22 protein-coding genes are annotated in these 24475 nt (G+C 36.0%); 21 read left to right on the top strand and 1 reads right to left on the bottom strand.

Going from position 1 to position 24475, the window contains the following annotated elements; all coding sequences use genetic code 11:
• Nucleotides 1-3 precede the first annotated feature (3 nt).
• The 17 genes from OKW21_RS30815 (at nt 4) to OKW21_RS30735 (ending at nt 17764) form a co-directional block, all read left to right on the top strand.
• Nucleotides 4-1251 (top strand): ABC transporter ATP-binding protein, encoded by a 1248-nt coding sequence (locus OKW21_RS30815; protein WP_277487301.1) that lies wholly within the window; start codon nt 4-6, stop codon nt 1249-1251.
• On the top strand, nt 1248-2327 hold the full coding sequence (locus OKW21_RS30810; protein WP_277487299.1) for a DegT/DnrJ/EryC1/StrS family aminotransferase: 1080 nt from the start codon (nt 1248-1250) through the stop codon (nt 2325-2327). The genes OKW21_RS30815 and OKW21_RS30810 overlap by 4 nt, the downstream gene beginning before the upstream one ends.
• A gap of 5 nt (nt 2328-2332) precedes the next feature.
• Complete coding sequence (locus tag OKW21_RS30805; protein WP_277487298.1) at nt 2333-2794, top strand: MaoC family dehydratase; 462 nt, start codon at nt 2333-2335, stop codon at nt 2792-2794.
• 3 nt (nt 2795-2797) lie between these two features.
• Entirely contained in the window at nt 2798-3682 is an 885-nt protein-coding gene (locus OKW21_RS30800; protein WP_277487296.1) for an HpcH/HpaI aldolase/citrate lyase family protein, read from the top strand.
• A gap of 3 nt (nt 3683-3685) precedes the next feature.
• Nucleotides 3686-4345, top strand: coding sequence for a NeuD/PglB/VioB family sugar acetyltransferase (locus OKW21_RS30795; protein ID WP_277487294.1), 660 nt, complete (start codon nt 3686-3688; stop codon nt 4343-4345).
• Nucleotides 4345-6216, top strand: a complete 1872-nt coding sequence (locus tag OKW21_RS30790) for a glycosyltransferase (RefSeq protein ID WP_277487292.1) — start codon at nt 4345-4347, stop codon at nt 6214-6216. Before OKW21_RS30795 ends, OKW21_RS30790 begins: the two co-directional genes overlap by 1 nt.
• 32 nt (nt 6217-6248) lie before the next feature.
• Nucleotides 6249-7451: a prenyltransferase/squalene oxidase repeat-containing protein gene (locus OKW21_RS30785; protein WP_277487289.1), complete on the top strand. Its 1203-nt coding sequence runs from the start codon at nt 6249-6251 to the stop codon at nt 7449-7451.
• A complete protein-coding gene (locus OKW21_RS30780; RefSeq protein WP_277487287.1) occupies nt 7448-8455 on the top strand; it encodes a glycosyltransferase family 2 protein in 1008 nt (335 codons plus the stop codon). Before OKW21_RS30785 ends, OKW21_RS30780 begins: the two co-directional genes overlap by 4 nt.
• Nucleotides 8448-9287, top strand: coding sequence for a glycosyltransferase family 2 protein (locus OKW21_RS30775; protein WP_277487285.1), 840 nt, complete (start codon nt 8448-8450; stop codon nt 9285-9287). The genes OKW21_RS30780 and OKW21_RS30775 overlap by 8 nt, the downstream gene beginning before the upstream one ends.
• A gap of 171 nt (nt 9288-9458) precedes the next feature.
• Nucleotides 9459-10304, top strand: a complete 846-nt coding sequence (locus tag OKW21_RS30770) for a sulfotransferase family protein (RefSeq protein WP_277487283.1) — start codon at nt 9459-9461, stop codon at nt 10302-10304.
• Nucleotides 10305-10314: 10 nt separating this feature from the next.
• Nucleotides 10315-11022 carry a class I SAM-dependent methyltransferase gene (locus OKW21_RS30765; RefSeq protein WP_277487281.1) on the top strand — a complete coding sequence of 236 codons (708 nt, stop codon included), beginning with the start codon at nt 10315-10317 and terminating at the stop codon, nt 11020-11022.
• Between the two features lie 6 nt (nt 11023-11028).
• Nucleotides 11029-12156, top strand: coding sequence for a glycosyltransferase (locus tag OKW21_RS30760; RefSeq protein WP_277487279.1), 1128 nt, complete (start codon nt 11029-11031; stop codon nt 12154-12156).
• Nucleotides 12153-13334, top strand: coding sequence for a glycosyltransferase (locus OKW21_RS30755; protein WP_277487278.1), 1182 nt, complete (start codon nt 12153-12155; stop codon nt 13332-13334). Before OKW21_RS30760 ends, OKW21_RS30755 begins: the two co-directional genes overlap by 4 nt.
• 89 nt (nt 13335-13423) lie before the next feature.
• Nucleotides 13424-14854 carry a hypothetical protein gene (locus OKW21_RS30750; protein ID WP_277487276.1) on the top strand — a complete coding sequence of 477 codons (1431 nt, stop codon included), beginning with the start codon at nt 13424-13426 and terminating at the stop codon, nt 14852-14854.
• A gap of 34 nt (nt 14855-14888) precedes the next feature.
• Nucleotides 14889-15812 carry a glycosyltransferase family 2 protein gene (locus OKW21_RS30745; RefSeq protein ID WP_277487275.1) on the top strand — a complete coding sequence of 308 codons (924 nt, stop codon included), beginning with the start codon at nt 14889-14891 and terminating at the stop codon, nt 15810-15812.
• Nucleotides 15813-15829: 17 nt separating this feature from the next.
• On the top strand, nt 15830-16738 hold the full coding sequence (locus tag OKW21_RS30740) for a glycosyltransferase family 2 protein (protein WP_277487273.1): 909 nt from the start codon (nt 15830-15832) through the stop codon (nt 16736-16738).
• Nucleotides 16739-16759: 21 nt separating this feature from the next.
• A complete protein-coding gene (locus OKW21_RS30735; protein ID WP_277487272.1) occupies nt 16760-17764 on the top strand; it encodes a glycosyltransferase family 2 protein in 1005 nt (334 codons plus the stop codon).
• 54 nt (nt 17765-17818) lie between these two features.
• Here OKW21_RS30735 and OKW21_RS30730 read toward each other — a convergent pair whose 3' ends face one another.
• Nucleotides 17819-18640, bottom strand: coding sequence for a sulfotransferase family 2 domain-containing protein (locus OKW21_RS30730; RefSeq protein ID WP_277487271.1), 822 nt, complete (start codon nt 18638-18640; stop codon nt 17819-17821).
• 172 nt (nt 18641-18812) lie between these two features.
• On the opposite strand from OKW21_RS30730, the gene OKW21_RS30725 reads away from it, so the two are divergent.
• The 4 genes from OKW21_RS30725 to OKW21_RS30710 are packed head-to-tail and all read left to right on the top strand — an operon-like array spanning nt 18813 to nt 24413.
• A complete protein-coding gene (locus tag OKW21_RS30725) occupies nt 18813-20489 on the top strand; it encodes a T9SS type A sorting domain-containing protein (RefSeq protein ID WP_277487270.1) in 1677 nt (558 codons plus the stop codon).
• Entirely contained in the window at nt 20486-21574 is a 1089-nt protein-coding gene (locus OKW21_RS30720) for a glycosyltransferase family 4 protein (protein WP_277487268.1), read from the top strand. The genes OKW21_RS30725 and OKW21_RS30720 overlap by 4 nt, the downstream gene beginning before the upstream one ends.
• A gap of 8 nt (nt 21575-21582) precedes the next feature.
• Complete coding sequence (locus tag OKW21_RS30715) at nt 21583-22761, top strand: glycosyltransferase family 4 protein (protein ID WP_277487265.1); 1179 nt, start codon at nt 21583-21585, stop codon at nt 22759-22761.
• A 2-nt stretch (nt 22762-22763) separates the two neighbouring features.
• A complete protein-coding gene (locus tag OKW21_RS30710) occupies nt 22764-24413 on the top strand; it encodes a glycosyl hydrolase family 28-related protein (protein WP_277487263.1) in 1650 nt (549 codons plus the stop codon).
• The last annotated feature ends 62 nt before the right edge of the window (nt 24414-24475 follow it).

Genomic DNA, 24475 nt, shown 5'->3' with positions numbered 1-24475 from the left:
ATCATGAGTGAAATTGCCGTAGACATACATAGTGTATCTAAAAAATATACCATAGGAGACACTTCAAGTGGAAGCTTAAAAGAAACCATTGCATCTTTCTTTACCAATAATGCTAATCAGAAAACTGAAGAGTTTTGGGCCATTAAAGATGTATCATTTAAAGTGGGGCGTGGTGAAGCGGTAGGTATTATTGGTAAAAATGGAGCCGGCAAAAGTACATTGTTAAAAGTTTTATCCAGAATTACAGAGCCTACTGAAGGTAAAATTATTATTAACGGTAGAGTGTCCTCTCTATTAGAAGTAGGGACTGGCTTTCATCAAGAGCTAACAGGTAGAGAAAATGTTTTTCTGAACGGTACAATTTTGGGCATGTCGCGAGCAGAAGTAAAAGCTAAATTTGATGAAATTGCTGAGTTTAGTGGTGTACAAAAATTTTTGGATACTCCTGTAAAAAGATACTCTTCAGGTATGAAAGTTCGTCTTGCGTTTGCCGTAGCTGCGCATTTAGATCCTGAGATTCTCATTATTGATGAGGTATTGGCAGTTGGTGATGCTGAGTTTCAAAAAAAATGTCTAGGAAAGATGCAAGATGTAACAGGAGAAGGGAGAACAATAATATTTGTCAGTCATAATATGGGAGCTGTTAGAGACTTGTGTACTTCCGGAGTCTATCTTAAAAATGGTAAAGTTGCAAAACAGGGTAAAATAGACCCTATTATCTCTGATTATTTGACTGAAGGGGGTGAGGCACAAGGAAATCATACATGGGATATTGAACATGCTCCAGGAGAAAATGGAATAAAGATTCTTCAAGTGGGCATTTCTTCTCCTCATTCTGAAGAGGTTTCTACTTTTACTACTGAAGAAGAGCTAAAACTCAATTTTTCCATTCTTACTGAAATGGACACAAATACTCATTTGGACGTTACTTTTCATCTTGCAGATGAAATGGGAAATGTGATTTTTACAGGTAGTACTGCCAGGATAGAGAAAGAAAATAGGCTAGCGAAAGGATTACTTAAAGCAACCTGCACTATTCCTGATAACTTGTTGAATGAAGGAAAGTATTACATCAGCAGATTGCTAGTAGTTAAAAATAGAGGAACTGTATTATACGAGCATAATGATCTTCTCAGCTTTGAAATTATTAGACCTATTAATAATACCTTTGGATGGAAAGGTAAAAAAGAAGGGTTAATAAGGCCAAAACTAGATTGGAACGTAATAATAGACGAAGGTAAATTTGTATGATTAATGTCACTCAACCCTTCCTGCCACCTAAAGAGGAATATGATAAGTATGTGGAAGGTATCTGGAAAAGAAACTGGCTGACCAACAATGGTCCATTAGTCAATGAGCTGGAAATCCAGTTAAAAAAATATTTTGGGCAAAAGCATTTACTTTTTTTGACTAATGGTACTGTTGCTATTCAAATTGCTATCAGAGCTCTTGGATTAAAAGGGAAAATTATTACCACCCCTTTTAGTTATGTGGCCACTACCAGTAGTATCGTATGGGAGCACTGTGAACCTTTATTCGTAGATATTGATCAGCATACACTAAATATTGATGCTGATAAAATAGAGGAAGCCATCACTGATGATGTAAGTGGTATTTTAGCTACTCATTGTTTTGGGAACAGCTGTGATATTAATGCTATTGAAAAAATAGCATCTAAGCATAAGCTTAAAGTAATTTATGATGCTGCCCACTGTTTTGGGACAGTATATAAAGGCAAAAGTATTTTTGCGTATGGGGATGTCAGTACAACCAGTTTTCATGCTACTAAGCTCTTCCATACCATTGAAGGTGGAGCAGTATTTACCCAAAACGCTGATTTACTTAAGAGAATGGCCTATATGCGAAATTTCGGCCATGATGGTCCTGAGAAATTTAATGGGGTAGGCATCAATGGTAAAAATTCAGAATTTCATGCTGCTATGGGGCTGGTAAATTTGAAATATGTTGGGGAGATTATACAACGCAGAAAAGAGCAATCGCTTTTTTATGATGAAATGCTGCAAAATTTGAAAGTACAGAAGCCAGTAATACAGCAGGGTTGTGATTTCAACTATGCCTATTATCCGGTGATTTTTGAGTCAGAAGAAATAGCCCTCAAGATGAAGGCTGAGTTGGAAAAAAGAAATATCTCTCCCAGGCGTTACTTCTACCCTTCCTTATCTTCATTAGATTATGTTTCTACTCCTTCTCCGCCAATCTCTGATGATATTGCTAAAAGGATATTATGTCTACCTCTTTATCATGACCTGTCTCGTGAAGAGCAACTAATGATAGTAAGGATATTATTAAGAACTCAAAATTACTAGAATATATGCAAAGAAGTGTAATGGGTCATTACTTTGAGGAATTCAAAGTGGGAGAAGTAATAGAGCACGAACTTTCTAAAACAATTTTTGAAAGTGACAATAATCTATTCAGCCTTCTAACCATGAATCATCATCCTGTTCACTTGAATCATGATTATGCTTTGCATAATCAGCATGGTAGAATACTAGTGGTAGGCACTTTAGTTTTCAGTCTAGTAGTAGGAATAACCGTTCCTGATATTAGTGGTAAAGCAATCGCAAATTTAATATACGAGGAAGTTAAGCACCTTGCACCCGTATTTATTAATGATACGTTGTATGCTAAATCAAAAATTTTGGAAGTATTGCCTTCTAAGTCTAAATCTGATCGTGGAATTATTTATGTAGAAACAGTAGGTTACAATCAACAGCAAATTGATGTGCTTTCTTTTAAAAGAAAAGTATTGATAAAAAAAAGGAACTCATAAGCTATGAAAGATTTTTTGCTACGCAGCCTTATGTTCGTACCTGGGCATAACGAACGTCTTTTGAATAGTGCTGCAAGATCAAAGGCAGATGTCCTATTACTTGATATAGAAGATTCTGTTCAGCCATCATCTAATAAGCAATTAGCACGCGATAAGATTGAACAGTATTTAAGAGAAGGTTATTTTCAAAAGTATGCTGTTTTTCCAAGAGTAAATGACAGAGAAAGTGGACACTTACTTAAGGACATCCATCAACTAACCATTGAAGGAGTACATGGCTTTGTTTATCCTAAGTCTAAAACAGGACAAGACGTATACTTTTTTGATAAACTATTAGAAACTATTGAATACGAAAAAGGAATAAAAGTAGGTACATACAAAATTATTCCTTTGATTGAGACAGCTTCAGCTGTACTTAACGCACAAGATATTTGCAAAGCATCTTCAAGGGTAATAGCTATCGCATTTGGATGTGAAGATTTTGTAACGGACTTGCAGGGAGTGCATGATGATGCTGGGCAAAGTATATTTACTGCCCGGGCTATGATTGCAATGGCTGCCAGAGCGCATGGAGTAGTGCCTATAGATACCGTACATATTAAGGTACATGATCTGGAGGATTTAGAAAAGAATTTGATTGTAGCAAAAAATCTTGGGTTTGAAGGAATGCTCGTACTCAACCCTAAAGAACTCCCATTGGTACACCAGTACTTTTCCCCTACTGTAGAAGAAGTCAATGGAGCTGAAGAAATGATTCGTTTGGCTGCAAAGGCTGAAGAAGAAGGAAAAGGGGTGACAGTTATCAATGGTAAATTCGTAGGTCCTCCGATGGTGCTTCAGGCAAAAAACATTTTAAAAAAGCATACGCTTATACAGGCTAAACCTTAATTTATGAAAAAGATTATAGTATTAGGAGGTAGTGGTATAGGTATGATTGCCTCATCTATCATTGATAAAATGACTGGTTATGAACTACTTGGTTTCGTGAATGATGTTGTTCCTGTCGGGAATACTATCGGTAAGTATAAAAAAATTAAAGTAATCGATAAGACTGAAAATATTCAGAAATATATAACTGATGAAGAAATCTACTTTTTCAACGGTTTTGTAGGAATGACTCGTGAAAAAGAAGTTTATGAAACCCTTCAAAAATTAGGCATTCCCAAAGAGCGATATGTTAACCTTATTGATCCTACAGCTATAGTCCCTTGGGATTATTGCTCAATAGGGCAAGGGGTATTAATGGCTCCTTTATCACAATTAAGTTCAGATACAAATATCTCTGACAATTGTATGCTGCTGGCTAATACCTTTATCGGACATGATACTTTTTTGGATCAATATGTTTCAGTAGCAACTAATGCTGTAATAGGTGCCAATGTCCATGTGGGCAAAGCTTGTCATATTGGTAGTAATGCTACAATTAGAGAAAAGGTAAAAATCGGAGATTTTAGCCTAGTTGGAATGGGGGCGGTGGTCTTGAAAGATGTGCCTGAAAATTCAATCGTTGCTGGGAATCCGGCAAGAGTGATAAAGACTAAAAACATTTAATGAATCTAAACCCAACTCCATTAGTAAGTGTATGTTGCATTACTTATAACCAAGAAAGCTTTATACGAAAAGCAATCGAAAGTTTTTTGATGCAAAAAACAAATTTTGATATTGAGGTTATTATTCATGATGATGCATCCACTGACAATACTTCCAAGATTATACGAGAATATGAAGAAAAGTATCCTCATATAATAAAGCCCATCTACCAAACTGAAAATCAATGGTCAAAAGGAATCCGCCCTTCACCTACTTTTGTGTGGCCTAAAGCTAAAGGAAAATATATAGCACTCTGTGAAGGAGACGATTACTGGACAGATCCTCTGAAATTACAAAAACAAGTAGATTTCTTGGAATCTAATACTGACTATGTCATTTGTCTTCATAATTCTTATCTCAGATTTGAAGGTACAAACAAACCAGATAAAATAGCTATTAATCACTTTAAAGAGGAGCTTATTCTTAAAGACTTTATTGATGTAGATTATTTTAGAGAAAAAAAAGGCTTGGTTAGTAGGGGACATACTTCTAGTATTCTCTTCAAAAACAATTTAATCAAAAAATTCCCTGATTGGTATTACCATAAAGCAGTTGCTGGTGACATTTATCTATTAATTTTACTAGCTCAATATGGTAAGGGAAGATTCATTAATGAATTTATGTCTGTTTACAGAATTAACCAGGGAGGGATAACACGGGCACATTCTACACAAAAAGGGCACTTATTGCATAGAAACAGAATGTCCATGCTGGGTATCATCAATGAACATTTTGATTACAAATATGATAAGCTAATTCGTGAACAAACCGCTAAGTTTCACTTAGCTGAAGCTCAACTTTATATTCAGGAGCACAAATATTTAAAAGCTATTAGTCATTTTTGGCACGCAGTCATTCATAGCCAGGACAAGCCCTCTATGCTAAAAAGTATAATATTATTGTTTGGTAAATCTTCCAAGGTTATGCGTATTTTTTTAGGAGGCTTCCGGAAAGTCAAATCTTTACTTAAAGGGAGAAAAAAAAAGGCTGAGAAAAAAAAAAATAGGATACAGGTATCTCAAATACTTGCTTCGCAGCACCCTCCTGAAAATTATGATGATCACGCAGTTTTTCAACAGTTACAATCCAAGTACTCTCCTAGAACAGGCTACAAATATGATTACTACCATAGTTGGGAGAGAGGAATAAAAAGAGCATCTGCTATACTCGAAATCCCTACACTGCAACAGAAAGGCCTTAAATTTTTGGAAGTTGCTTGCGGGGATGCCATGACAAGTTATGTACTCTCCACTTATGGACATGAAGGGCATTGTCATGATATAGAAGACTGGAGGCTTCCAGAAGCAAAGGGACTTGAATTCTATCAAGCTGATTTAAATAACTCTTTACCTATTGAAGATTCACAATTTGACCTAATCTTTTCATTTAATGCTTTTGAACATTTGCCAGACCCTGCATTTGCTCTTCAGGAAATATCCAGAGTAGCAAAACCTGGTGCCATTGTTTATATAGAATTTGGACCACTATACAATAGCCCCTGGGGTCTACATGCTTATCGTACTTTGTATATGCCTTACCCTCAGTTCCTTTTTTCAGAATCATTTTACATGGATAAACTGCAAGAGTTAGGAATGTATGACTTGGGAAAAAAGCAAGTTGGGCTACAACCCATGAACAAATGGGATACTAAAGCATTTGAAAGTATATGGGAGTTGCATGATCTAAGGGTGGAAGATATTAAGTATGGCTCTGATACTTCGCACTTGGATATTATTTTAAAATACCCTCTTGCTTTTAGGGGTAGAAAGCTAGACCTGAAGGAAGTAACAACTTCTTGGATGAGAGCAATATTATCAAAAAAGCAAAAATAGGAATGAAGCGGTTGCATTGAAAAGGTGAATACATGAAATACAATCCTGAAAAATTTGTTAGCAACTTATATTCAAAAACCCCGGCTGGCTTTGCTTCAGTGCCCGGAGGAAGAGTTACCTTATATGGAACCTGTTATGGGTTACTTACCCAATATTATTTAGATGACTCTATTAAGCTTGATCCTGATGTGGAGAAATTTATTTTGTCATGCCAAAACCCTGACTCAGGTCTATTTGAAGGGCCAGAATTTTCAAAAGAATACTTTGAAAGCAGAATACATGACGTCGAACATATATCTCTCCACTTACTATGTACCGTATTACCAGTACTTCAACAATTTGGAGTAAAACCTCATTACTCTATCAAAGCGGTCCATAAGTTTTGCAATTTGCCGTATTTGCAAAAATGGTTAAACGACAGAGAGTGGAAAAAGGCATGGCTTGAGGGAAATAACATATTATTTGTAGGTCAAACCTTAGTTTATCTAAGAGATGAAGAAAAACTGCCACAAGCACAAGCCGCTTTGGATTTATGGTTTGAATGGCTTGATCGAGAAATAGACCCCTCCACAGGCTTATGGGGAACTAATGGGTATTGCTCCCCTTTTCATGCAATGTGTGGGGGGTATCATCAACTTTTAGTATATTATTATGAAAGGCATCCCATTCAGTATCCAAAACAATTGGTAGATACGGTATTAGCTTTACAGCATGTTGACGGTGGATTTTCCCCTTCAGGGGGAGGGGGAGCATGTGAGGATGTAGATGCAGTAGATATATTAGTAAATCTTTACAAGATAAATAATTATAAAAGACCTCATATCCGAAATGCACTTCGTAAGAACCTAAAACACATTTTAAGTTTACAAAACCCAGACGGAGGTTTCCCCTATAAGAGAAATGCTCCTCAAAGTCATATGGGAATTCAAGATACTATTGCTCCTCCTAATGCTTCAACCATGTTTGCCACTTGGTTTAGAGTCCATACTATTGCACTCATCGCAGAAATACTTACAGATGAGAAATCTCTGGCTGAACTTTCTCTTAACTTTAGTAAAGGGCTTTCTATGGGATGGCATAGTCCTTGGGATAAAGAGCAAAAAATCTTAGGCTTAACACAAAAAATTAATGAGTGGGTAGTAAGCCAGCAACTACATTTGCAGCATAATGCTCATAATTTTAATAAACGCTTACGGAATAAGGCAAAGCGGGTACGAGAATTAATAAAAAGATGAATCAGCCGCAGCCACTTATTACAGTCATTATGTCCGTATATAACGGATTGCCTTATTTGCGAGATGCAATTACTTCTATTCTGCATCAAAGCTTTTCGGATTTTGAGTTTTTAATTATTGATGATGCTTCAACTGATGAGAGTGTAAATGTTATTAATTCATATAATGACTCAAGAATTCAACTATATCAGAATCAATCTAATATTGGGCTTACAGCCTCTCTCAACAAGGGACTAAAGCTGGCTAAAGGTAAGTATATCGCTAGAATGGATGCGGATGACATCAGTGAGCATACCAGGATTGAAGAACAGATTAGTTTAATGGAAAAACATGCAGATATTGGGCTATGCGGAAGCTGGTATCAGATTATTGATGGGCGAGTAATAAAAAAACCCATAACACATGAAGAAATTATGCTGGGAATGTTGCGAAGAAACCCTTTTGGACATTCTACTATCATGATAAGAGCAAGCCTATTGAACAAACATAAATTAATATATAACGAAAACTTTACTTCTTCTCAGGATTATGATTTATGGTCTAGAATCGTAGAACATACAAAAGCGTATAATATTCCTAAAGTCCTGGTGAAATACAGACTACATACAAATCAAGTGAGTGTTAAAAAAGAGAAAGAACAACTAAAAAATGAATCTAAAATAAAGAAACAAATTTTACAGAAAGTGCTGGCTGATGTTTCAAATAAGGAAATCCTTATTCACGAAAAAGTAATTTTTAATACACATAATATCAGTACAAAAGAATTTGTTTCGTATGTAAATTTTTTAAAGCGCCTGTTGAAAGCCAATACTAAAAGCTTGAGGTACCATAGTGGTAAATTATATGAGTTTACGTATAAATTATGGCTTAGTGCGATAAAAAATTTACAAAAACCTTCGCTTGATATTGTGTTCTGCATTTGGAGATCTCCTTATCCGAATCGGCACGGCTTCATCAATATGTTAAAGTTAACCACTAAGTTGCTTATATCTAGTTATGCCTAGTTTAGTTTCCATAGTCATCCCTTGCTATAATCAAGGTATCTTCTTAGAAGACTCTGTAAATTCTGCATTAGCACAGACCTATGACGATATTGAAATAATTATTGTAAATGATGGGTCATCAGATAAGTTTACTAACGATCTTCTTAGAAACTATAGTAAACCTAAAACCAGGGTTATTACTACAAAAAATAATGGCTTAGCTGAAGCACGTAATGTAGGTATCAGCAATGCAAAGGGTAAATATATTTTACCCCTGGATGCAGATGATAAAATTGCTCCCTTTTACTGTGAGAAGGCTATTGAAAAAATAGAGGGTGATCCTACTCTTGGTATAATTCACTGTCAAACGAAATATTTTGGTGCTAGAGATGACCTCAGGCAAGATCCTGAGTATTCACTAGAAGTTATGCTGAGCAAAAATATCATTCTCTGTAGTGGATTGTTTAAGAAGAGTGATTGGGAAAAAGTAGGGGGTTATAATTCCAATATGGTCTATGGAGGAGAAGACTGGGATTTTTGGCTTTCTGTTATTGGGTTAGGCAGGAAAGTATATAAAATACCTGAAGTCTGCTTTTTTTACAGAATTAGACAAAACTCTATGGCTCGTTCTATGAATGAAGAAAAATTCAGAGCATTAAGGAAGCAAATATTTCTTAATCATACTCAATTATACTTAGAAAACTTTCCTGATCCTATCAGTTTGTTCTGGGAAAAAGAAAAGTGTCTTAGGAGGCATGAAAGACTATTGGGCTCTATTGAACATAAAATTCTTTCAAAATTATTTTATCCTCTACGAAAACTTTTAGGTAAGAAGGACATTGATAAGTCATAAATTTAAGAATAGAACTATAATATTTGACCTAAGGCAGCGTCAAAAAAGACTGTTAGGCAAGCTGAAAAAATTATAGCTTCCTGAAGGACCAGAAGAACCAAATAATATGATAATACCAGACTTGCATATGCATGGTATAATCTGAATGAAATTAAAAGTATTTTTTTTAAGATGAAGAATCAGAAACCTTTTGTGGACTTTATGATAGTAGGGGCTATGAAGAGTGGTACCACTTCTCTGGCTAACATACTTAAAAGCCATCCTAAGGTAGGATTTTGCTCATTAAAAGAACCCCAATTCTTTAGTGAATCTCCTAATTGGCGCGAAGAATTAACAAAATACAAGAGTCTTTTCCCAGGCATACAGGAAGGACAGATTGTTGGTGATGCTTCTACTGGCTATACTATGTACCCTGAGTTTAACAAAAAAGTATGGCATGACATCTATGATTTTAATCCTCAAATGAAAATTATATATATCATGCGAGACCCTGTGGCCAGGGTCATTTCTCACTATATCCATAGTTACATGCGTGGTTATACGAGACTGCCGCTGAATAAAGCAATAATCCAAGACCCAGCCTATATTAACCGTACTCGTTATTACACGCAAATTAGCCCCTATATCAATTTATTTGGCAGAAAGCAGGTTTTACTTATTACCTTTGAAAAGTTTCTGCAAGAAAAGGATAAAGTATTACTTGAACTATCTGATTTTTTGAAATTGGACAACGAATTCAAATCGTATCAAGAGGTTCATAGTAATAAAGCAAAACAAGAAATAGACATTACGCTTAACAGGCATCTTAGAAAGATAAAAAGCCCTTATTTAAAAAGAGCAATCAATTTTTTATACACAAGGATATACAAAGCAAAGGAAATACAAACTGAGGCGACTTACGAAATCGAAGAAGTTATCTGGAAAATGCTGGAACTAGATATCATTAATATAGAAAAAGAAATTGGCAGAAAGCTGACGGAATGGCCCTCTTGCTTAAAGTTCAGAAATAACAATTAGCATCATTCATATGAGTAATCAGGATGGTTTTATAAATGTTTCTTTGAAAGATAATATCAGCCTTTATTATCAAAGACTCTCAATATTAAAGTCTATTAAAAGCAGTTTGAAGCATTTTAGTGGAATTATGTTGGATACAGGATGTGGTAAAATGCCCTATAAAAGCTTCTTGCTGGAAAACTCGGATATCAAAGAATATATAGGGTTAGATATTGAGGAGGCTAAAGTCTATGACGCACATGTACAGCCAGATTACCGTTGGGATGGAAAAAAGATGCCCTTTGAAGACGATAGCTTTGATTGCGCTTTTGCCACAGAAGTATTAGAACATGTTCCTGAGCCTGATATTTTTTTAAAAGAAGTTTATCGAGTTTTGAAAACAGGAGGTGTATTTTTTTTCACTACTCCATTTCTTTGGCCTCTACATGAACCTCCTTATGATGAATACCGATATACTCCTTTCTCAATGGAAAGAATTTTAAAAAAGAACGGATTTACAGATATTGAGATAAAATCATTAGGTGGATGGAATGCCAGCTTAGGGCAAATGATTGGTTTATGGGTAAAACGCTCTCCTATGCATCCTCGGAAAAGAAGAATATTGAGGAAAATTGCTTTACCTATTTTAAAATATTTATATAAACATGATAACTCCAATCCAGACTTTTTCAAAGGACCTATGATCACAGGTATTTTTGGCACTGCCTATAAAAAATAAATTTTTATGTCCTCTACTAAGTTATGCATCATAACTACCAACAAAAAAGTTTATTCTGAAACATTCATCCGCAACCATATAGACAAGTTACCCTTTTGGAAGAAAACGCTCTACAATGGTCACTTGCCTGTGCTTTACGAATGGAATACAGATAGACCTCTTTCTAACTTATTACTTTATAAAATACGAACAAAATTTTTTGCTAATGCTTCTGCCACCAATGAAAAGTATATATCTAAATACCTTCCTCAATATTTAAAGCAAAATAAAATACAGGTAGTTCTAGCTGAATTTGGCCCTGTGGGGGCCCATGTACAAAACGCTTGTATAAAAGCAAACATACCACTTATTGTACATTTTCATGGTGATGATGCTCATGCCCATACCTACAAAGAAAGATACCAAAGTTATCAGGGATTGTTAAAGCATGCTCACGCCGTAATTTGTGTCTCTGTAAGTATGCACAAACAACTTAAAGAATATGGTTTTACAGATAAACAATTACATCTGATACCCTATGGTATTGATACATCCTTCTTCAGTAGTGCTGATCCTCTAAATGCTCCTCCAGTTTTTGTATCGGTCGGAAGATTTGTAGATAAAAAAGCTCCACATCTGACTATTTTAGCATTTGAAAAAGTTTTAAAAAGAGTTCCATACGCCCGCTTGATTATGATAGGTACTGGTCCATTACTGATGGCCTGCAAAGAATTAGCCTATGCACTAGGCATCAGCAAGAATATTGAATTTAAAGGCGTGTGTAATCAGGAAGAAGTCCAGCAAACTATAAGAGGAGCACGTGCATTTGTAATGCACTCTGTTACTCCTGAAACGGGAGAAAAGGAAGGAACCCCCTTGAGCGTATTAGAAGCCAGTGCGAGTGGACTACCTATCATTAGCACATTCCATGCAGGGATAGCTGAGGCTGTAGTTCACAATAAAACTGGTTTTCTGGTAGATGAATATGATTTTAGCCAAATGGCCGAATTTATGGTTCAATTAGCAGAAACACCTGAGCTTGCCATGCGGATGGGGGGAGAAGGGAGAAAGCATATTAGCCAAAACTATGAGCTAAAGAAACAAATAGCTAAACTAGCCAGCGTAATTGAACAAACAGCAAACCCAACGCTATGACAATTGCTTTTATTTGTCATGATGCTGGTGCCTATGGTGCCCCAAGATCACTTCTGGATTTGATTGATGGTTTCAAGGACAGAAACATAAAATGCTATGTAATCATCCCGTATGCAGGCCCCCTCATCAAAGAACTTCAGAAAAGAAATATCAAGTATAAAGTGATTCCTTATGTGTTATGGGTACATAAAGAAATACCAAATTTATGGATTGAGATAAAAAGCATTATCAAAAATTTTCCCCATAACCGCCTCCATAAAGCTATTCAGAACTTTATTGCAATTCCTCAAATCATTGCACAGATCAAGGAATGGCAAGCAGATATAATTTATACTAACAGTTCTGTTACCCCTGTAGGTGCAATCGCTGCTTACATTGTGAGAAAGCCTCATGTATGGCATATAAGAGAGTTTCAAAAGCTAGACCAAGCACTAGTTTTAGACTGGGGAAAGGGCATTATGCGGAGGGTAGCAAAAAAATCGGGAGCGATTATTTTTATATCAAAAGCTATCCAAGATTACTATCAAAAATTTTTAAGCAACTCCAATTGTCATGTAGTATATAATGGCGTGGCTTCTTCTGAAGAATTTGATCGTTTCAAAATGCAAAAAAGTTCTTTCACAAAACGGAAGGATGGGGAGTTTACATTTTGCATTGTAGGAAGGATAATTCCTCAAAAAGGACAACACGAAGCCATTAAGGCTATAAGCATCCTGATCGAAAGAGGTTGGAAAGTCAGATTAATAGTAGCAGGTTCGGGGAATCAAACGCGCTTGGCAAAATTAGTCAATGATCTAGGAATAGAAAAATACATAGACATAATTGGTAGAACCAGTACTCCCTACTCTGTATATTTTCAAAGTGATGCATGTCTCATGTGTTCAATACATGAGGCTTTTGGCAGAGTAACAGTAGAAGCTATGACTACTGGGATTCCTGTTATTGGGAAAAAAAATAAATTCTCTGGTACTCAAGAACTTATTCAACATAAATCAACAGGCTTATTATATTCAGGGAATGAACTTGAGCTTGCCAATACAATGGAGCTCTTACTCAAAAAGCCAAGTTGGGGTGTTCAACTTGGAATTAACGGATGGCGATATGCCAAAGGGCACTTTAATAGAGAAATATATATAGACAATATCTATAAGATTCTTAGAAATATTGCCGATAGTTAAATTGGCATATTAATTTTTTAACTAAACCCTTTTAATACCGAATGTTGGCTAACGATTTCGAGAGACTCAGGTTCCGAAGACAATTTTTAATGACCCAGGAAGAATGTCTGCAATTACAAGGTTGGCCATGTAAAAAATTTGATGAATTTAATATATACACTCACGCTGAGCTTGAGGTAAATATTATAACCAAAGGTAATATTCAATTGGCGTTAATCGGCTTTATATTAAACCCTTATAAGCCTAAAAAATCCAACGCCGAGGTAATAACAGATTTTCTAGACCAAATTAGTGAAGTAAATGATATTGCAGAACAGCTTTATTTCCTTACAGGACGTTTTGTATTGATAATGAAAATTTCTGGGGAAATACTCATTTTCAATGATCCTTGCGGAATGCGATCTGTTTTCTACTCTTATCATAATTCCAGATTTTATTGTGGTTCCAGCTCCGCAATCTTGGAACAGTCTATCCCTCTAGAAAAGGGAAAAAAACACGAAACTTTTATAAATTCACCCTATAAAGCGAATAAAACTGAGTATTGGCTTCCCACTGACTGTTCTCCTTATGAAAACATTCGTCAATTAGTTCCAAACCATTATTTGCATGTTACAAATCGCAAACAACAAAGATATTGGCCAAAACACCCAGTGAAAGAAATTAGTCTAGAGGAAGGCTCCGCAAAAGCAGCTGATTTATTGGTTAAAATATCTGAAGCCGGAAGTCATAGGTTAGACCTTTCTCTTCCTCTAACAGCAGGCTGGGATTCAAGAGTTTTATTATCATCTAGCAAAGAGTTCTTTGATAAGCTTTACTTTTATACTCTTCAATATAGAACTCTTAATGAAACTTCTCCTGATATTCATATTCCGAGAAAAATGCTAGACGCTTTAGGAGTAACCCATCACTTAATTGACTGTAATAAAAGGGTCGCCCCAGCATTCAGCCAGATATATTTTAATAATGTATCTTTTGCCCACGAAGACTGGTGTAAAATAGCATACGGCATGTCTCTGGCATATCCACAAAATAAAATATGTATTAAGGGGAACTGTGCCGAAATATCTCGTAATTTTTACGACCCTAAAGGACTACAACCACCTATTAATCAAGTTGAACAGATCCTTGAGTTAATCTCCGGATGGCAAGAGTTAGATTTTATAAAGTCAAATTTAAATGACTGGTTTTTGAATGCCATGCAAGCAGTAAAGGATACTAACATTTACATATTAGACTTGTTCTATTGGGAACATAAAATGGGTAGTTGGCAAGCACAAAGTCAATTAGAATGGGATATTGTACAGGAAGCATTTTCACCATTCAATCACCGAGAGTTAATAGAAATAATGTTAGGTGTAGCACCCAAATATCGGAAAAAAGGGGATAATAATAAGTTATTGACCAAAGTCGTTAGAAAAAATTGGCCTATGTTGTTAAAATACCCTATCAACCCCCCAAAAAAGAAAGGCATAAGATATTATACCAAAAGAGCCTTACAAAAGCTTATGCTTAAATCATGAAGACTTCAATACGATCTGGAATAATTAACTAAAAATGAAAGTCTTAGCTATCATTATTACTTACAACGGCAAACATTGGATGCCAGAATGTTTGGGAAGCCTAAACAATAGTACCATCCCTTTGGATGTACTGGTTATCGATAATCTATCTACTGATGGTACTCCTGAATACATAGAAAAACATTTTCCCCAGTTTGAACTTATCCAGAGTAATGTAAATCTTGGTTTTGGTAAAGCAAATAATATCGGATTGAAAAGAGTGCTGGAAAAAAGTTATGATTTTGCTCTACTTCTGAACCAGGATGCCTGGATAGATGATGATACTGTATCTGTTTTAGCTAAATTACAAACTCATTATACTCAATTCGGAATATTAAGCCCTGTTCATCTCAATAAAAAAAGAGTCAGACTAGACAACAAATTCAGCCATTACATCTGTCGTTCAGAAAACAATGAACTAATATCTGACTTATTACTTTCAAAGAGAGAACTAGCTGATATATATGAGCTCGGTTTCATTAATGCAGCTGCCTGGTTGGTTTCCAGGAAATGCATACAAAAAGTAGGAGGGTTTGACCCCCTGTTTCCACATTATGGAGAAGACAATGATTTTATCATTAGAGCCAGATATCATGGTTTTAAAGCAGGTTTTAGTCCCAGAACTTTTATTGTACATGATAGAGAGGGATATACTAAGCAGCCCGATATGAAAGAGTCTTATGAAAAGCAATATATTGATCGCTTGAAGCTTTTGAAAGACATCACTATACCTTATAAGTCTGTCTATTTTTTAGTAGTGAAAGAAGAAATGTACTTTGCATTATCATTTTTACTAAAATTGAACTTCAGAATGTTTAAGGTGAAATTAAAAATTCTGAAAAAAATTATATCTCAAAGAAGAGCTATTGCAAAAAGTAGAGCATACTGTATGACACAGCCTACTGCTTACCTAACATAGATTATATGTCGTCTCCCATGCAAATTCTAATTGCTGTGTCAGGAGAAAAAACACTCTTGGATCAAACCCTTTCTTCTATTCAGAAGAGCATTAAACCTGACACATATAAATCTACCATAGTTGTTGAAAATGGACAAAAGTTTGATGCTGAAGCTGTAAGCAGGAAATATAAAAACGCGCTCAATACACATTATCTGTTTTTTCCTAGGGGCAATAAAAGTGCAGCACTCAACTTTGGTATTACTCAGCTCTGTAATCCTGAAGATTTTATCTTTTTTACAGATGATGATGCCTTTTTGGAAGAACAGACACTAGTTTCTTATGAAAAAAAAAGAGAGGCACTAGGAAGACGTTATTTTTTTGGAGGAGAGACAAAAGTACTGTACGAAAAGCCTCCTCCTACTTGGCTTACCCCTATACTTCCCCCCTCTGCGCGGGGATGGGAACCAAGCAAGTCAAACAATGACTACACGCTAAGACCACGTTTTTTGGGTTTCAACTGGGCTGCCTACGCTGGTGATATTCAGGCGTTAGGTTTGTTTAATGAGAATCTGGGGCCAGGGACCAAACCCAAACGTACTGGGCAAGAATGGAATATGCAGGAAAGAATGTTGCATGCAGGATTTAAAGCTGTATTTGTGGAAAATGCTCTGGTTACACATCATGTCCCCAAAGAAAAAAGTTCTTTTCAATGGTTCCTGAAAAGGAGGTTTCAAGATGGATTCGGTAGAGGATTATCTTTTGTTGAAGAACATGGGAAAAAAAGATTCCCTACTGAATTAGTTAAATTTTTGTTAAAGGCCTTAGTGATGTTTCCTTTCAATTTATTATCCTTTTCAAAGCGTAATATTGCTAAAGGGCTGGGAGATACACAGGCAGGGCTGGGAAGAATAAAAGGGTATTTAACTGCATACTTTTCTCGCTAGATATTGTTTTCTTAAAAGAATATGAAGCAGCTGCCTAAAGTATCTATTATTATACCATCGTTCAATCGGAGAAAACTGATTGAAGAAACCGTCCAATCAGTTATTGCCCAGTCTTATAAGCATTGGGAATTATTGATTGTAGACGATGGGTCTACTGATGACTCCTTTGCTTATTTACAATATCAGGCCAGTATAAATCCCCGAATAAAGGTGTGGCAAAGAGAAAGGCTTCCTAAGGGAGCTTCCACCTGCCGCAATATAGCGCTGGAAAACGCTACAGGAACATATATTCTTTTTTTGGACTCGGATGATTTGTTAGCTCCTCATTGTCTGGAGCAACGAACAAAAATTTTTGAGCAAAATAGCCACTATGACTTTCTGGTTTTCCCTATTCAATACTTTGAAAATAAAATAGGGGACAGGCAGGATATATTTTTCAGAAGGTTTCATGAAGATTATCTCACCAGTTTTTTATTAAAATCTTACTGGATCACTATGAGCCCAATTTGGAAAAAAGAGGCTGTACTTAAGATAGGTGGATTTGATGAAGAATTAGCCTGTATGCAGGATAGAGATTTACATATAAGGGCAATTATTAAAGGAGAAAAATTTAAAATTTTTTATGATAAAAGTTTGGTCGATGGATACCTCAGAGTTTCCAATAGTCATGAAAGAATCAGTAACAACATCTCCTCAGTCAAATTAGACTCTAAAGTCTTGGCAAACCAGAAGTTGTATAAACTTTTGCAGAAAAAGCAAATGCTAAGTCCCTTAAGGCAAAGAATGGTTGCAGCCCATTACCTCAATATCAGTTGGAATTATCACTCAATTGGATGTATAGAAAAAGCAAATGATCTTTGGAAAGAGGCGCTACAAAAAGGCATGATAAGTCAAAGTTCTTACTTAATAGGAAAGTCTTTCATTTGGTTAAGAAATATGCCACTGATAAGACATTCTCGCATTGTAGCAGGCATAATCAAAAAAATTCATCAACTACTTTTACCAAAATTTTTGCTGAGACTATAAATGGAAAACAGCTTATCATTACCTCAAAACAAACTTATAGTGATCTAATTAACACTAATAGTCAAACATCTCAATGTCGTTTTTATAACGTTCTCTCACTTTCACCCGCAATGCATCATCATAATATTTATCATACATTCCTTTACTTGATTTTAACAAGTGAGGCATGTGAATGTGATCAGGAAACTTACACTTTTGTTTAATATAGTTAAAGTCATATTCTAGATTTTCCAATTTACCTACATAATCTACTACGACTTTTCCCTCCTCATTTGTTAAAAATTTATTTTGAGAGATAAAATGTTCATCTGCTTCCTTATCTGGAAGATCACACACTAAATCTACAAATTCGTGAAAGGGCATATCTTTATAAACTCTCTTGCCATACTTTTTTATATAAGCTCTAGATACACCATCTATGTGGTTTTTACTGGTTACTGGCTTTCCATTAGCATCTTTTTTATTAATCTTTTCGCTGAAACATGAAGCTAAACGATCCCAGGGATCTCTTACAAAAGCAAACTTCCAATAACTACTTTCTACCTCATTCAATTCATTTACCAATATCCTCTGCTTTGCTAAGTACTTTCGTCCATTAGCATTTCTAAACGGGTAAGGCTTCCATTGAGAGTCTAAATATTCGTTATCTATGCTATCAGCTAGTAGATCCACTGACATGGCCTTAAAACTTGAATTTGCTACTTTAGGAATAGCAAAATATGCTGCTTTATAGTTATGGAAAACTATTACATCTCCTATGAATCCTTTCTTGTCAATAGCAAGAAAAGATTTAATTTTTTTTAAAATCATCTTTATCCTCCAACTTCTAATTTCAAATATTTTTCTTTTAAGAAACACACTGCTTATATGATACATATAGGTATTGCTTAAAAATTAGTCTCATATATTAATACTTCTTCTATTTATATCTATAATTTGTATTATTCAGGCATAAAATTAAAGAAAGTGCTAATGAGAAGTGATTTCTACTTCATACGAAGTATAATGTTTTTATATTTGACTCCACAAGAATAACAACTATCTTCTAATGATGCTGCAAAAATTACCCCTCACTTTACTGTTTATCATCCTATGTTGCAATATTTGTTATTCTCAAATACCAGCCTTCCCTGGCGCTGAAGGCTTTGGTACCAATACCATAGGTGGACGAGAGGGAAGGGTAATTAAAGTTACTAATTTAAATGATAATGGGCCAGGGAGTTTAAGAGAAGCTATCGAATTAGATGAGCCTAGAATAATCGTCTTCACCATATCTGGTATTATCAATTTAGATACCAAATTAACTATAAGCAATCCATTTGTAACTATTGCCGGTCAAACATCTCCCGGTGAAGGAATTTGCATAAGAGGAGAAGGTTTACAAATAAACTCTCATGATATTGTCATACGATTTCTGAGAATTCGTCCAGGAGATATAAATTTTGGAGAACCTAATCAGTGGAGTAGTGTAGATGGCATATCTATCGGGGGTAGTGCTGACGAAGTCTACAATGTGGTTTTAGATCATTGTTCTATCAGTTGGGCAGTAGACGAAAATGTTGGTATTTGGGGTGCACCTCACGATATAACTATCCAGAACTGCATTATTAGTGAAGCCCTTCATAGAAGTAAGCACCCTAAAGGTGATCATGGGATGGGAATGCTTATCGGAGGAAAGTCAACAAACATATCAATTCATCATAATTTGTTTGCCCATAATAATGATCGTAATCCACACATTAATGGGCAGTCAAAAGTTGATTTTAGGAACAACATTATCTATAACCCAGGCGGTAAAGCCATTGATTTAAGTGGAACTAACAAGCAGTATATTAATCTTGTCAACAATTATATTGTAAAAGGACCATACACCAATACCCGTTCAAATATTTTACTAAGAGATACAGCTTCTACTCCCAAATTGTTTATTGAAGGAAATATCGGAATTAACCAAAAATCTCCTTCCTTCAACAACTGGGTGCTCGTCAGAGATTTGGACAATAGGATACCTAATAATCAAATGAGGCTACAAGAGGAGGCGGCTCACCCTAAGGTCACTACATATTCGGCTTTAGAGGCCTACTCGTTCGTACAAAATAATGCAGGCGCAATATTACCTATCAGAGATGCGGTAGACCGTAAGATTGTATATGATCTGGAAAACCGTAAAGGAAGTTTAGTAAACTCTAAGGATCATTTACTAGAATGGCCTATCCTAAGAGAAGGAATACCTTTTATAGATAGCGATGGGGATGGCATGCCTGATCACTGGGAAGAAAGTTTTGGGCTCAACAAATTTGAGGATGATAGCTTTTCAGATAATGATGATGATGGCTATGTTAATATTGAGGAGTATTTGAATAAAACTAACCCGGTGGGGAATAGTGAGAATACTAACGCAAACATCTCTCTGTTATCTTCTGAGTCCCCAGAATACAGTAATTATTATTCTAATTTGGTTTTTGGTATAGATAAACTTTACCCTAATCCTCTTGAAGATACAGCCACTTCTACCATGGAGTTTACCATTGATAAGCCTGCTAAAGTCTCACTAAAAGTTTTTGATGAAGATGGAAAAGAAGTCGCGGAGTTAGTAAAAGGCTTTTTATATGAAGGTAAATATGAAATAGGTTGGGATACTACAGGTTTGGAACCCGGAATGTATATTGTTAGTCTTGTTTCTAAAAAGGAAGCCAGAAGTATTAAAGCCATCATCAACCCATGAAAATATGCTTCCTTGTTCCAAGCTTAGTGGCAGGAGGAGCCGAGCACGTAATGTCCAACATGGCTAACTTTTGGGCAAGAAAAAATTATCATGTTACAATTATTACCTTAAATCATCCGAAAGAACCTCCTTTCTATCCCTTGGAAAAAGGTGTAGAGCTAATTCAACTTAACTTTCTTAAAAAAGATAAGGGTTTTCAGAAACTCCTTTTATTCTTCAAGCAATGGAATGCTATTCGCCAAGAAATTAGTAGGATTAAGCCCAATGTGCTAATTGCATTTTTAGATATTACTATTCTTTTAGCACTGACCGTTCGTCCTTTCATACAAGCTAAGGTAATTGTATCTGAGCGGAATAACCCTTATTTGAATGAAACTAATCCTCTGTTAAAAAAAATCAATCATTTTCTATACAGGTTTTGTGATCAGCTTGTGCTGCAGACCAATCAAATTGCTCACTCCTTTCCAAATCATCTGCAAAGCAAAATTAGAATCATTCCCAATCCAGTACTTTCTCCTCCTGATAAGATACAACATAAAGAGCAGGAGCATCTCACACATACCATTGTTAGTATAGGTAGACTTAAATGGCAAAAAGGTTATGATATCCTTATTAAAGCTTTCGCTCCTCTCGGAAAAATACATAAAGCATGGTCGCTTGTCATCATTGGAGAAGGAGATGAACGCTCTCATTTGGAGTCACTAAGCGAGCAGGAAGGAGTTATGAAGCAAGTAAGGCTAGTAGGTAGAAAACAAAACCCACACCATATACTGAAAAAAGCTTCAATTTTTGTGCTCTCTTCTCGTTTTGAAGGCTTCCCCAATGCACTTTGTGAAGCAATGGCTACTGGCTTACCATGTATAGCTACGCGATGCCAGTTTGGTCCGGAAGAAATCATTGAGCATGAGGTGAATGGTTTATTAGTAAAGGTAAATGATGAGATAGCTCTACGAAATGCATTGAAACTGTTAATGGAATCCGCAGCCTTAAGAAAAAAGTTAGGAGAAAATGCCCTGGAAATTTCTGAACAATTCGCTCTCACAAAGATCATGAATCGGTGGGAGCACCTTATTGAAAATACATAAACATTATTATGAAAATTGCATTACTCTCATCCTCATACCACCCCTATTACAAAGGAGGAGGGGAGTACTCTGTAAAGCGCCTTGCTGAAGGCTTGCTAAGTCATAATCTAGAGGTATTTGTAATAACAGCTTACCAAGAAGAAAGACAAGAGGACATTGATGGGGTACGAGTGTTTAGGATTAAGCATCCAAATATTTACTGGTCATTTGAGTCCATGCACAAGCCTGCATATCAAAAGCTGGTATGGCACATGATTGAAGCCTACAACCCTAAAGTTGCTTCCCCCCTACTCAAGATTCTGGAGAGAGAACAACCGGATATTTTGCATATCCGAAATGTTGAAGATTTTTCCCCTTATGCCTGTAAAGTAGCAAAGAAGTTAGGCATACCCGTAGCCGTTACGCTGAATAGCTATACGTGGTTATGCCCTAAAGCCACTATGTTCAGAAATGGAAGTAATTGCCCACAACAATGTAAGGACTGTAAACTGATTACTTATCCTAAAAAGCAATTGAGCAAGTATGTAGATGTGGTGGTGGGAGTCAGTCAATTTATGATTGATATACATACCTCCTACCAATACTTTCCAAACGCTCAAAAAGAAATTGTTTACACCTCCTCCAAGGTAGATATCTTAAACCTTCCTATACACCAAAATGCTTATACTACTTTTGGTTATATTGGTAGGCTCCACCCTACAAAAGGAGTGCAGCAGATTATTGAAGCTTTTATTGCCTCGTCTTCTGTTCAGAGTAAGCTATTTATAGCAGGCGATGGTCCTGAAGAATATCTTACTCAATGTAAGAAAATAGCGGCAGGCCATGAGAATATAATTTTCTTAGGTAAACATGATGCAAAGGAATTTTACAAAAAGGTAGATGTTGTAATTATCAGTTCTATATGGCATGAACCTTTTCCCAGAGTACTGGTCGAAGCTTACTCATTTGGCAGACCCGTGATAGCTTCCAACACTGGTGGTACACAGGAAATGGTCATCAACAATAAGACAGGTTTAGTCTTTGATCCTCAACAGAACACCCAGTTAGTTGATTGTATAGTAAAGTTTTCACAAATGAACGAGGAGCTATTGCAAATTATGCAGGAGAACATTGCCGTGTTTTTCCAGGATAATTTCAAGGATGAAAACATGAGATATATAAGCATTTATCGTTCCTTACTCTCTTAGCTATGCGGATAATTAATGTAAAAGAATTTGGGGCTGTAGGCGATGCAGAAACAGATGACTCCGAGGCCATTAAAAAAGCCGCCCAATCACTACAAAACGATACAACTTTATACTTCCCCTCGGGGACATACTTAGTAAAGCAGGAAGGAACCCTTCTCGTGATAGAAAAGCTGTATGATATCAAAGTAGTATTTGATCAAGATGCTGTATTGCTCATGGATAACCTGGACAGTACAGGCAAAGGCACAGGACATGCGTTTTACATCAAGGGCCCGGGAGAAAACCTTCTTCTCTCAGGTATAAAGGTAAAATGGAAGGTTCTCCCTAGTTCCCGAAGCATGGGAGATGGCATAATGATTGACGGGCCATGCAATGAAACAGGCCCAAGTTCTATTTATACCTTCAAGCATATCAGTATTGAGAATTGCAGTTTTGAAAATACTCCTCAGACCGGCATGATCCTTATGGGCTGCTCCAATGTTGCCATAAAAAACATTACTCTAAAAAATACTTTGGCAGATGGTGTACATTTAAATGCCTGTCAACATTACACAATTAACGGAATTTCAGGTGAAAATGTAGGTGATGATAATGTAGCATTAGTGACTTACTATAAAGCAGCAAGCGCATCACTTTATAATAAAAGCAGTGGTCCTTACGCTCAAGATGAGCTAGGAGAATGGTCAAATTATAAGGGCTCTATTGATAACATCAATTCTAATGATAATAGCGGAGCAAACGGTATAAGAATCGCCGGGGCTTACCATGTTAATATCTCAAATGTTAAAGCGCAAGGTAAAAAGGCGGGTATAATCATTGACGCAGGAAAAAAGGGAGGAACGTTTCATTGGGAGTACCAAGCTTCCAAGGCGATAAGTGTGCATAATGTAACTGCTGAAGCCTGCCACGTAGGAATTCATGTTATGAGTTTTAATGTAAACTTTGAGGAAGCAAGGTTTTGGGATTTTGATGTCTCTCTAAATAATATACAAATAGCAAATTGTAAACATGATAATTTTCTCATAGAGAAATGTAGTGGAATTAGCTGTAATAATGTTGACTCCCATGGCAAACGTTGTCGTATGATTAACCTGAATAATTTTTCTCTCACAAACCTTATTAGCCATAGGGGTAGCGTAATTGTTCATGGCTTAAGCGTACTTGCACAAAAAGCGGGTTCTTCTGTTATGCCTGAAAGTAACATCAGTATTGACAGCTTATCAGTACATGAGGGAAATATTCAAATCGAGAATGCAAAAGGAGTAGATGTTAACTATTTATATACTTATAAAAGTTCTAAGGACAACGGCCTTGTATTTCATAATCTACAGCAAGCTCAGTTTAGTACTATCATAAGCAAGTTTGCCGGATCTCGAGGAATTCTAATTAGCAATTGTCAGCATATATCCGTTATGTCTGCCTTTATCGAGTCGGAGCGTCAGAAATTCACATCTATTGAAATTGGTGGTGGCAATCAAGCTTCAATAAGTGATGATATTTCTATCATCACAGCTGCTTATAAAAGCGATAGCAATCAAAATGACGTAGTATTACAGAAAGGTAAGGTAGGCCCTAAAAACATTTCAATAAACTTATCCTACACTACTAATAAAAAGCAACAAAAATGGAAACACTTTAAGTTAAATCCCTAGTCATACTATGGTACATTTCCAGCCTGTGAAAACCGTAGCCACGGCTCTCTAAGTTTATATCA

Source organism: Catalinimonas alkaloidigena (assembly GCF_029504655.1).
Taxonomy (GTDB): Bacteria; Bacteroidota; Bacteroidia; order Cytophagales; family Cyclobacteriaceae; genus Catalinimonas; species Catalinimonas alkaloidigena.
The sequence above is the reverse complement of the archived record's forward strand: the minus strand, read 5'-3'. Positions and strand labels throughout refer to the sequence as shown.